This window comes from Streptomyces soli, assembly GCF_003999195.1.
Classification (GTDB): Bacteria; Actinomycetota; Actinomycetes; order Streptomycetales; family Streptomycetaceae; genus Actinacidiphila; species Actinacidiphila soli.
Window position 1 is genome coordinate 76934 of sequence record NZ_RJVR01000258.1, and the last position, 10270, is coordinate 87203.

At 73.2% G+C, this 10270-nt stretch carries 13 protein-coding genes and 1 pseudogene; 6 read left to right on the forward strand and 8 right to left on the reverse strand.

What is annotated here, in order from left to right; all coding sequences use genetic code 11:
* The first annotated feature begins 8 nt into the window (after window positions 1–8).
* Together EFK10_RS26945 and EFK10_RS26950 are read left to right on the forward strand one after the other, a co-directional pair.
* A complete protein-coding gene (locus EFK10_RS26945; RefSeq protein WP_127358248.1) occupies window positions 9–1001 on the forward strand; it encodes a ketopantoate reductase family protein in 993 nt (330 codons plus the stop codon).
* Entirely contained in the window at window positions 998–1534 is a 537-nt protein-coding gene (locus tag EFK10_RS26950; RefSeq protein WP_127358249.1) for an NUDIX domain-containing protein, read from the forward strand. The genes EFK10_RS26945 and EFK10_RS26950 overlap by 4 nt, the downstream gene beginning before the upstream one ends.
* On the opposite strand, the gene EFK10_RS26955 is transcribed toward EFK10_RS26950, so the two are convergent.
* The 3 genes from EFK10_RS26955 to EFK10_RS47795 all read right to left on the reverse strand — a co-directional run bounded on the left by EFK10_RS26955 (window position 1515) and on the right by EFK10_RS47795 (window position 2386).
* Window positions 1515–1712 carry a hypothetical protein gene (locus tag EFK10_RS26955; RefSeq protein ID WP_127358250.1) on the reverse strand — a complete coding sequence of 66 codons (198 nt, stop codon included), beginning with the start codon at window positions 1710–1712 and terminating at the stop codon, window positions 1515–1517. The genes EFK10_RS26950 and EFK10_RS26955 overlap by 20 nt on opposite strands.
* A 16-nt stretch (window positions 1713–1728) precedes the next feature.
* Window positions 1729–2073, reverse strand: a complete 345-nt coding sequence (locus EFK10_RS26960) for a hypothetical protein (RefSeq protein ID WP_127358251.1) — start codon at window positions 2071–2073, stop codon at window positions 1729–1731.
* 112 nt (window positions 2074–2185) lie between these two features.
* Complete coding sequence (locus tag EFK10_RS47795; RefSeq protein ID WP_164836155.1) at window positions 2186–2386, reverse strand: hypothetical protein; 201 nt, start codon at window positions 2384–2386, stop codon at window positions 2186–2188.
* 240 nt (window positions 2387–2626) lie between these two features.
* Here EFK10_RS47795 and EFK10_RS26970 point away from each other — a divergent pair, with 240 nt between their 5' ends.
* The 4 genes and pseudogenes from EFK10_RS26970 to EFK10_RS26985 form a co-directional block, all read left to right on the forward strand.
* A complete protein-coding gene (locus tag EFK10_RS26970) occupies window positions 2627–4411 on the forward strand; it encodes a gamma-glutamyltransferase family protein (protein WP_127358252.1) in 1785 nt (594 codons plus the stop codon).
* 124 nt (window positions 4412–4535) lie between these two features.
* Window positions 4536–4916, forward strand: coding sequence for an STAS domain-containing protein (locus tag EFK10_RS26975; RefSeq protein ID WP_127358253.1), 381 nt, complete (start codon window positions 4536–4538; stop codon window positions 4914–4916).
* A gap of 23 nt (window positions 4917–4939) precedes the next feature.
* Window positions 4940–5764, forward strand: coding sequence for a nucleotidyltransferase domain-containing protein (locus EFK10_RS26980; RefSeq protein WP_240677484.1), 825 nt, complete (start codon window positions 4940–4942; stop codon window positions 5762–5764).
* A gap of 26 nt (window positions 5765–5790) precedes the next feature.
* A pseudogene (locus EFK10_RS26985) lies at window positions 5791–6257 on the forward strand (Sir2 family NAD-dependent protein deacetylase); the annotation flags it as partial.
* 130 nt (window positions 6258–6387) lie between these two features.
* On the opposite strand, the gene EFK10_RS26990 reads toward EFK10_RS26985, so the two are convergent.
* The 5 genes from EFK10_RS26990 to EFK10_RS27005 form a co-directional block, all read right to left on the reverse strand.
* Complete coding sequence (locus tag EFK10_RS26990) at window positions 6388–7371, reverse strand: aldo/keto reductase (RefSeq protein ID WP_127358254.1); 984 nt, start codon at window positions 7369–7371, stop codon at window positions 6388–6390.
* A gap of 107 nt (window positions 7372–7478) precedes the next feature.
* A complete protein-coding gene (locus EFK10_RS47800) occupies window positions 7479–7631 on the reverse strand; it encodes a hypothetical protein (RefSeq protein WP_164836156.1) in 153 nt (50 codons plus the stop codon).
* A gap of 24 nt (window positions 7632–7655) precedes the next feature.
* On the reverse strand, window positions 7656–9080 hold the full coding sequence (locus EFK10_RS26995; protein ID WP_127358255.1) for a phytoene desaturase family protein: 1425 nt from the start codon (window positions 9078–9080) through the stop codon (window positions 7656–7658).
* Complete coding sequence (locus tag EFK10_RS27000) at window positions 9077–9907, reverse strand: inositol monophosphatase family protein (protein ID WP_127358256.1); 831 nt, start codon at window positions 9905–9907, stop codon at window positions 9077–9079. The genes EFK10_RS26995 and EFK10_RS27000 overlap by 4 nt, the downstream gene beginning before the upstream one ends.
* A 60-nt stretch (window positions 9908–9967) precedes the next feature.
* On the reverse strand, window positions 9968–10270 hold a 303-nt coding region (locus tag EFK10_RS27005), incomplete at its 5' end, for a cytosine permease (protein ID WP_206305599.1).

The following is a 10270-nucleotide window of genomic DNA, read 5'->3' on the forward strand; positions in this document are numbered from 1 at the left end:
CAGTGCTTGTGCGATACATCATCATCGGCGCCGGTGCCGTGGGCGGTTCCATCGGCGGGCGGCTGTACGAGAGCGGGCACGAGGTCGTCCTGGTCGCGCGCGGCGCTCACCACGAGGCCCTGCGCGACCGGGGACTGACCCTCCGTACGCCGGACGGCGTGCTGACGCTGCGCGTGCCGGTCGTCGACCGCCCCGAGGCGCTGGAGCTACGCGAGGACGACGTCCTTGTCCTCTCCGTCAAGACCCAGGACACCGCCGCCGCCCTCGACGCGTGGGCGCCGTCGGCCGGCCATCTCCCGCTGGTCTGCGCCCAGAACGCCGTCGAGAACGAGCGCCTCGCCCTGCGCCGCTTCCGGCACGTCTACGGCATGTGCGTCTGGCTGCCCTCCACCTATCTCGAACCCGGCGAGATCACCGCCCCCGCCGGCCCCCTCACCGGAATGCTGCACCTCGGCCGCGCCCCGCACGGCACCGACGACACCGCCCCGCGTATCGCCGCCGACCTGGAGAAATCCCACTTCCTCGCGCCGGTCGTCCCCGACGTCATGCGGTGGAAGTACGCCAAGCTCCTCGCCAACCTCGGCAACGCCATACGCGCCCTCACCGGGCCGCCCGCCGGCGACGCGGACCTCGCCCTGCGCACCCGCGCGTTCGCCGAGGGGGTCGCGGTCCTCGACGCCGCCGGCATTCCGTACGCCAGCGAGGCCGAGCAGGCCGAAGAGCGCGGCGACCGCGTCGACATCCGACCGGTGGCCGGCAGCCCCTACCTCGGCGGCTCCACCTGGCAGAGCCTCGCCCGTGGCACCGGGTCCACCGAGGCGGACTACCTCAACGGAGAGATCGTGCTGCTCGGCCGCGAGCACGGCGTACCGACGCCGGTCAACGAGACCCTGCAGCGGCTGACGAACGCGGCGGCGCGCGAGCAAAGACCACCCGGCAGCGTGACGATCACCGAACTGACGGCGGCCGCCGAGGCGCTGGACGTAGGTTCAGGCAGGTGACCACCGTGACATACAGCGAGTACATCGCGAGCCTGCCCAAGATCCTGTCCGGCGCCCACGTGCTCTTCCGCGACGCGGACGGCCGGGTCCTCATCGCCGAGACGACGTACCGCGAGGACGGCAAGTGGACCCTGCCCGGCGGCACCGTGGAGTCCGACGCGGGTGAGACTCCCCGTCAGGGAGCGCGCCGCGAGACCCTGGAGGAGATCGGGCTCGACATCGAGCCCGGGCAACTGCTCGCGGTCGACTGGGTACGGGGGCCGGGCAGGCCTCCCCTGGTGTCGTACCTGTACGACGGCGGGGTGCTCGACGAGGCTCGCCAGTCCGCGATCCGGCTCCAGCCAGAGGAGTTGTCCGCCTGGCTCATGGTCACCCCGTCGGAAGCCGAGTCGTACCTCTCCCCCGGGCTCCACCGCCGCATCATCGCCGCCCTGAACGCGCTCGAAAGCGGCACCGGCACCGCCGAACTGGAGGACGGCCACCCGGCGGGACAGGCCCCGGCCCCTTCCGGCGTCACCCGGCCCGCCGGTTGAGCCGGATCCACCGGAAGCCGTAGCCGCCCAGGGGCAGCCCCCGCAGGTCGGACTCCGGTTCTCCGTACAGCCGGTCCCCGAAGACCTCGCCGAAGGGCGGCCCGCTACTTCGGGCTGTACGACGAGGGGGCGGGCCAGCGACCGGCGACATCGAGCTGCTGTACCAGTGCTCGGTCATGTCGCCGCCCGGCCGCTCAGGGCCGCGCGGTGAGTTCGCCGGAGGGCTGCTCGTCGCTGTACCCGCAGACCCAGGCCAGGGCGTCGTGGACGCCTCGCATGTAGTCGCGCGGGACCATCCTCGGGCTCTGGTCGGCGAGCTGCACGAGCGTGGCGTCGACCTCCGCGCTGAGCAGCTGCAGGTCCGGTGTGCCACCGGAGTCGGCGCCGGTGACCGGTGCGGCGTCGGCGCGACCCAGCGCCCACACGTAGCCGCTCAGGGCGCCACGGGAGAACTGTGTCTGCGTCTGCGGTGCCGCCGCGGCGGCCTCCAGCGTCTTGAACTCCCGCTCGACGTCGGCCCGCGCTCGGCTGCCGACCAAGTCGGTTGCTTTCTGATATGCAGTGGGATCCGTCATATCGTTACGCCTAGCCGTGCTGTCGCAGAAAACGCCTCGACGGGCCCGCAATTTCCGGCCGGTCACCCCGGAACGGTCACAGCTCCGCCGAACGGCTCCACCCGCGCCCCGCCCGAACCACCGCCAGCGCACCGAAGACCAGGGCGAAGGCGGCGAGCAGCGCGCAGGCCCGCAGCGTCTCGCCGGTCGCACCGTGCAGGGCGGCCCGGAGAGCGGACCGGCCGCCGCAGCCCGGCCAGCGTGCCGAAGAGCCGCAGATTCTCGCGGACGGAGGCACTGGGGTAGAGGGCCGGCTCCTGCGGGGCGACGCCCAAGGCGCCGCCGAGGGCCACGTGGCCCTCGTCGGGTCGTACGAGGCCGGTGACGACCTCGTACGAAGGTCGTCTTGCCGGCTCCGTTGTGCCCGACGCGAGAGGCGCGAGAGGCGCGTCGAGGATGGGTCGGGGAGTTCGAGGCCGATCTGGAGGACTTCCTGGGGTTGATCGAAGCGGTGGCCGACCGCGGGTAGCCTCGGGGCATGTTTACGACGCGCCCGACGCTGCAGGGGACCTTTGGCATGGTCTCGTCCACGCATTGGCTGGCTTCGCAGTCGGCGATGGCTGTGCTGGAGGGCGGCGGCAATGCGTATGACGCCGCTGTCGCCGCGGGATTCGTCCTGCATGTGGTGGAGCCGCACCTCAACGGCCCGGCGGGCGAGGTGCCGATCATCCTGGCGCCGGCGGGCGGCGAGGTGCGGGTGCTGTGCGGGCAGGGGCCGGCGCCGGGCGGGGCGAGCGTGGAGCACTACCGCTCGCTGGGGCTGGATCTCGTGCCGGGGACGGGGCCGCTGGCCGCTGCCGTGCCGGGGGCGTTCGACGCGTGGATGGTGCTGCTGCGCGACCACGGCACGAAGTCCCTCGCGGAAGTGCTCTCGTACGCCATCGGGTACGCCGAGCACGGACACCCGGCGGTGGAGGGGATCGGCGCGACGGTCGAGTCCGTACGCGAGCTGTTCGAGACGGAGTGGACGACCTCGGCCGCCGTGTATCTGCCGGCGCCACGGCCCGGGGAGATGTTCAGGAACCCGGCGCTGGCGGCCACCTGGCGCCGGCTGCTGCGGGAGACGGAGGGCGGTGACCGGGAGGCCGGGATCGAGGCCGCCCGGCGGATCTGGCGCGAAGGCTTCATCGGCGAGGCCATCGCCGCGTTCGCCGCACGCCCGGCGTTTGACACCTCCGGTGAGCGGCACGCCGCCACGCTCACCGGAGATGATCTGACTGCCTACGAAGCACAGTACGAGGCCCCGGTCGCGCACGACTGGAACGGCTGGACCGTCTGCAAGGCCGGCCCCTGGAGCCAGGGCCCGGTCCTGCTGCAGCAGCTGGCCCTGCTGCCGGACGAGCTGGAGTACGGCACCCCGGACTACGTCCACACCCTCATCGAGGGCACCAAGCTCGCCATGGCCGACCGCGAGGCCTGGTACGGCGACGCCCACGACGACATCCCGGTCACCGACCTGCTCTCCCCCGCGTACAACGTCGCCCGGCGCGCCCTCATCGAGCCCGGCAAGGCCTCGTACGAGCTACGCCCCGGCAGCCCCGGAGGCCGCACGCCCCGGCTGCCGCGCTACGCCCTTCACGACCCGGCCGCCGACGACGACTTCGACTCCATGGGCATCAGCGGCGGCGGCGAGCCGACGGTCGCCTCCAGCGGGCTCACCCGGGGCGACACCTGTCACCTCGATGTGGTCGACCGGTGGGGCAACATGGTCGCCGCCACGCCCAGCGGCGGCTGGCTGCAGTCCAACCCCGTGATCCCCGGCCTCGGCTTCCCGCTCGGCACCCGTCTCCAGATGGCCTGGCTCGAACCCGGCCTCCCGAACTCCCTCACTCCAGGCCGCCGCCCCCGCACCACCCTCACCCCGTCGCTCGCCCTGCGCGACGGCGTCCCCGTCCTCGCCTTCGGCACGCCGGGCGGCGACCAGCAGGACCAGTGGTCGCTGCACTTCTTCCTCGCCGCCGCCCTCCGCGCCCCCGTACGCGGCGGCCTGGACCTCCAGGGCGCCATCGACGCCCCCAACTGGCACACCGACTCCTTCCCCAGCTCCTTCCACCCCCGCACCATGCGCCCCGGCAGCATCACCGTCGAGTCCCGCATCGGCGACGCCGTCATCGAAGGCCTTCGCCAACGCGGCCACGACCTCACCCTCGGCCCCGCCTGGTCCGAGGGCCGGCTCTGCGCGGTCGCCCGGGACCCGGAGACCGGGCTGCTGTCGGCTGCCGCCAACCCGCGCGGTATGCAGGGCTACGCCGTCGGACGCTAGGGCAGCCGCGGAGACCTCACCGCCCGTGCTCGGCGTCGCCCGCAGGCGAGGTAGCATCGGCCCATCTGGCTGCGGGTTGAGTCTTCAAATATTGTCTTTTCGCGTAGGTAGTGAGGGAGAGGCCATGGATGCGCGACTGGTGGTTCTTCCGGTCATCCGGGAACAGGCGGAGCAGGGGGTACTCCGCCTGTCGGGCGAGTTCGACCTCGGGGGGTGCGACGTATTCACGTCGGCTGCCGAGGCCCTGCTGACCGCCGGTAAGCGTTGGCTCGTCCTCGACTGCGCGGATCTGAGTTTCTGCGACTCCTCCGGGATCAACGCACTCCTGCGCGTATGGCAGCGAACGCAGACGGTCGGCGGTGGGCTGGCAGTGGCGGCAGTGGGCGAACCGGTCCAGCGCGCGTTCGACGTGACGGGCCTCGATCAGGTTTTGCCCATGACCGCAGAGGTCGACGAGGCATTCGATCTGATCGCGTCGGCTCCCGCCGACGAGGAACCGGCGTAGCAGCCCCTTGTCGCGGCTGTCACATGCCCACCGAATCCGACGCCGCCGGCTCCGTCCCCGGCATGGCACAGCGCCTCGCCCAAGTCCCCGGCGTCGTGGGCGTGATGCTCGGCGGCAGCCGGGCGCGCGGCACGCATCGCCCCGACTCCGACTGGGACCTCGGCGTCTACTACCGGGGTGATCCCGACCTCGCCGCGCTCAGGGCGCTCGCCGCCGAGGCGACCGGCGGGCAGGTCGAGGTCGCAGGGCCGGGCGGCTGGGGGCCGTGGGTCAACGGCGGGGCGTGGCTGACGGTCAAGGGTGAGCAGGTCGACTGGATCCTGCGCGATCTGGACCGTGTCGAGCGCGTCTGGGCAGACTGCCGCGCCGGGCGCTACGAGGTGGGCATCCAGCCCGGCCATCCGCTCGGCTTCTGGTCGCCGGTGTACGCGGGCGAGGTGGCCCTCGGGCGCGTACTGGCCGACCCGAAGGGGGAGTTGACGGCTCTGCGGGAGCGGACGCGTGAGTATCCGGAGCCGCTGCGCACGGCCCTGACCGAGGCGTCCTGGGAGGCCGACTTCTTGGTGGTCAACGCCCGCAAGTCCGCAGCGGCCGGCGACGTCCTGCATGCCGCCCTGTGCCTGGCCCGCGCCATCGGCGTGCTCACGCAGTCCCTGCACGCCCACCACCGCACCTGGTGCCTCAACGAGAAGGGCGCCCTGGCGGCGGCCGCCGCCCTCCCCGACACCCCGGCGGACTTCCGTGCCCGCGCCGAGGCGGCCCTGTCCGGCCTCGGCGAGCCCGCGCAGGCCGTCGAGACGGCGGCCGGTCTGGTGGCGGACGTACGGGCCGTGCTCACGCCCGCGTAGCCGGCGGCGCCCAGTCCGGGGACCGGCTGGACGGCCTGCACCAGCCGGCGGGGCTGCCCAGGCCCAAGGTGCTGGAGCTGCACGGCACGGCCCGGCAGACGGTGTGCACGCGGTGCCATCGCCGCTCCGGGATGGACGAGGCGCTGGATCGGGTCCGGGCCGGCGAGGAGGATCCGCCCTGCCAGGACTGCGGGGGCATCCTGAAGTCGGCCACGGTGATGTTCGGGCAGCGGCTCGACCCGTGGTGCTGGCGGACGCGATGTCCATCGCCAAGGCGTCCCAGCTCTTCGTCGCGGTCGGTACGAGCCTGCGGGTGCAGCCCGCCGCCTCGCTGGCCGGGATCGCCGCCGAGCACGGGGCACGGCTGGTGATCGTCAACGCCGAGCCGACACCCTACGACGACCTCGCCGACGAGGTCGTACGCGAACCGATCGGCAGCGCCCTGCCCGCACTCCTGGACGGCATCGCCCAGGAGGCGGGAGCGGGCAGGTAAGCGCCGGGAGCGCGGCGGCGGCCGCGTTGGCGCGGGCCCGGGCAGAACCACCCTCTGCCGCCCTCGCACTGCTCCGCAGGCGTCGGGACGGCTGCGCCGGACTCCGTCCGACACAGCATCCCCACACCCACTACCAGCGGCCGTGCACCTGCACCCGGACGCGCCGGTCGTACAGATCCCGCACGGCGTCCAGCGTGGCCTGTGACAGCGCCGGAAGCGCGGCGGCGGCCGCGTTGGCGCGGGCCTGGTCGACGGAGCGGGCGCCGGGGATGACGGAGGTGACGCCGGGCTGCTGGATGATCCAGCGCAGCGCGGTCTGGGCGGCGGTGGCACCGTCGGGGGCGAGGGCGGTGAATTCGGCGGCGGCTTCGAGACCGGTCTCGTAGTCGACGCCGGAGAAGGTCTCGCCCTGGTCGAAGGCCTCGCCGTGGCGGTTGTAGCTGCGGTGGTCGTCCTTGGCGAAGACGGTGTCCTTGGTGTACTTGCCGGTCAGCAGCCCGGAGGCGAGCGGGACGCGGGCGATGATGCCGACGCCGGCCTTCTCGGCGGCGGGGAGGACGGCTTCCAGGGGCTTGAGCCGGAAGGGGTTGAGGATGATCTGGACGCTGGCCGTGCCGGGGCGGGCGATGGCCGCGAGGGCCTCCTCGCAGGTCTCGACGCTTACCGCGTACGCGGCGATGCGCTGCTCGTCGACGAGGGTGTCCAGGGCGTCGAAGACGGCGTCCGAGGAGTAGATGGGGGTCGGGGGGCAGTGCAGCTGGACCAGGTCCAGGGTGTCCACGCCGAGGTTGGCCCGGGAACGGTCGTTCCAGGCTCGGAAGTTCTCCAGGACGTAGTTCTCCGGGACCTGGTCCACCCGGCGGCCCATCTTCGTGGCGACGAAGACCCCGGCGTCCGGCCGCTCCCGGAGGTAGCGACCGATCAGCTGCTCGCTGCGCCCGTCCCCGTACACGTCCGCGGTGTCGAAGAAGGTCACGCCCTCCTCGACCGCCGCGTCGAGGACGGCGAGGGCGTCCTCCTCCCGTACGTCACCCCAGTCGGCGCCCAGCTGCCAGGTGCCGAGTCCTACGACGGAGACCTGGCGGCCCGTCCTGCCCAATACACGCTGTTCCATACACCGATCGTACGTTCAGTGGTTTCGGTGATGAGAGCGCGGTGCCTCGATCAGCCAGACGTAGTCGGGCGTGTGCGAGTGCGGCGGCTTCTCGCCGTTGATGACGGTCAGCAGCGGCGATAGCGCTCGGCGTCGCTGTCCGCGTCCGACTCGAGGCGCCGCAGCACCTCCGCCCGGCGGACGGGGTCATCGGGGCCCAGCAGCCGGTCGAGGAACAACCCCGCCCCACGAGCCCGCAGCCGCCAACGGACCGCAACCACCCACCCCGCAGGGGGTGGCGGGAGCTACCGCCGGCGGGCCAGGGAGCGCAGGACGGCTCGGGCGGCGTGGTGGCCGGACATGCCGTGGACGCCGGGGCCGGGTGGGGTGGCGGAGGAGCAGAGGAAGACGTCGGGGCGGGAGGTGGTGTAGGGGATGACGCGGAGCTTGGGGCGGAAGGCGGTTTGGAGGCCGGTGAAGGCGCCGCAGGCGGTGTCGCCGCCGACGTAGTTGGCGTTGCGGGCGGCGAGCTGCGGGGGGCCGCTGATCGCGCGGGCGAGGACGAGGTCGCGGAAGCCGGGGGCGAAGCGCTCGATCTGCCGCTCGACGGCATCCGTCGCGTCGCCGTGCCAGCCGTTGGGGACGTGGCCGTATGCCCAGAAGATGTGCTTGCCCTCGGGGGCGCGGCTGGGGTCGGCGACCGTGGGCTGCGTGGTGATCAGGAAGGGCGTCTGCGGCGGCAGGCCGGCGATGGCGCGGCCGAGGGCGTTGCCGATCTCCCCGAAGGTCGGGCCGATGTGGACCGTGCCGGCCCGGCGGACGTCGGGGGCGGTCCAGGGGACGGGGCCGTCGAGGGCGTAGTCGATCTTGAAGACGGAGGGCCCGTACCGGTAGCCCCGGTACGCGTCGCCGAGCCCGGCGATGCGCGCCAGCGCGGTCGGCGAGGTGTCGAAGACGTACGCCCGGGCGGGCGGCAGCTCGTCCAGCTTGCGCACCGTCACGCCGGTGTGGATGACGCCGCCGAGCTCCTTCAGGTAGGAGGCCAGAGCGTCCGAGATCGCCTGCGAGCCGCCGCGCGCGACCGGCCAGCCGCCCTCGTGGCCGGCGACGGCGAACATCAGCGCCATGGCGCCGGTGAGCGGCGAGTTGAGCGGCGCGATGGCGTGGCCCGCGAGGCCGGCGAGCAGACCGCGTGCCTTGAGGTCCTGGAAGCGGCGGGCGAGCAGGGACACGGGCAACAGCCCGGTGAGGCCGAAGCGGACGAAGCGGAGGGGGTCGCGGGGGAAGCCGAGCCATTGCGGGCGGAGGAAGTCGGCCGCGAGGGTGTCCCAGCGGCCGACGTACGGGGCGAGGAGCCGCCGGTACGCGCCCGCGTCGCGCGGCCCCAGGGATGCCGCCGTCTCGCCGACCGTACGGGCCAGGACCGCGGCGGTGCCGTCGTCGAAGGGGTGGGCCATCGGGAGTTCGGCGTGGACCCATTCCAGGCCGTGGGCGGCGAGCGGCATGGCGTTGAAGGCGGGCGAGCCGACGCCGAAGGGGTGTGCGGCCGAGCAGGGGTCGTGGCGGAAGCCGGGGAGGGTGAGCTCTTCGGTCCGGGCGCCGCCGCCGATGCCGTCGGCGGCCTCGTAGACCTCCACGGAGTGCCCGGCGCGGGCGAGTTCGGCCGCCGCCGTGAGGCCGTTCGGGCCCGACCCGACGACGATCGCGTCCAGTACGTGTGCCCGGGTCACCGCTCGCCCTCCCCCATCAACTCCACGACCCGGCGGGCCGTCTCCCCGTCCCGCGCGACCGCGAAGGGGAACTCGTTGCCCCCGGCGATCCGGAACGGCTCCCCCGCCGCCGTGAGGCTCGCCCCGCCGGCCTCCGTCACCAGCAGCACCCCGGCCGCGTGGTCCCAGGGCGCCTCCCAGGTGAACGCCACCGCGTCGAGCCCGCCCCGCGCGACCTCGAGGTAGTCCAGCCCGGCGCAGGTGCACTGCCGCGCGTGGACGTCGTCCGTCCCCAGCCCCTCGAACCGCCGCCGCTCCTGCTCGTCCAGGTAGGAGAACTGCGAGGTCGCCACCCGCAGCACCTCCCCCTCCCCCGGCTTGGCCGCCTCGGCCGTGCGCAGCGGCTGCCCGGCCAGCCAGGCGCCCCGGCCGGCCCGCGCGGTCGCCATCAGGCCCAGCTGCGGTACGTACGTCCACGAGGCGAGCACCTCGCCGCCCTGGGCGAGCGCGACCAGGGTCGCGAACTCCTCTTTCCCCGCTACGAAGTTGGCCGTTCCGTCCACCGGGTCGACTATCCAGACCGGCGCGTCGCCCGCGATCCGCCGCAGCAGTCCGGGGTCCGCGTGCGCCGCTTCCTCCCCGACGACCACAGAGCCCGGCAGCAGCGCCGGCAGCGTCTCCGTCAGCCGCGCCTCGGCCTCCCGGTCCGCGACGGTCACCAGGTCCCCCGGCCCGGTCTTGGTGCTGATGTCCGCGGCCGCCAGCTGTCGCCACCGCGGCACGACCTCCGCCGCGGCGACCGCTCGTACCGCTTCTTCCACGGCTCTGCAGAGTGCGTCATCGATCACTCGTACATAAGACCACGACTGCGCCGCGACCCTCACGGGATCGCGGCACGGTCATCGCGGTCAGGCGGCCGCCGGAGGCTGTGCGCGCGTCAGCGCGACGTACAGCACCAGCGACGACGCCAGCCCGACCGCCCATCCGTAGTCCGCGAGCGGCTTGAGGAAGGGGATCAGGCCGTCCGCCGGGAAGGGCCCCTGCTTGACGCCCTTGACGACGTTGGAGTACGAGCCGCCGATGGCCAGCACACCACCCACCACCAGGGAGACCACCGCCCGCCAGTTCCAGCCGCCGTCGTACCAGTAGCGGCCGCCGGCCTTGTAGAGGTCGGCGAGGTCGAGCTTGGTGCGGCGGACGATCCAGTAGTC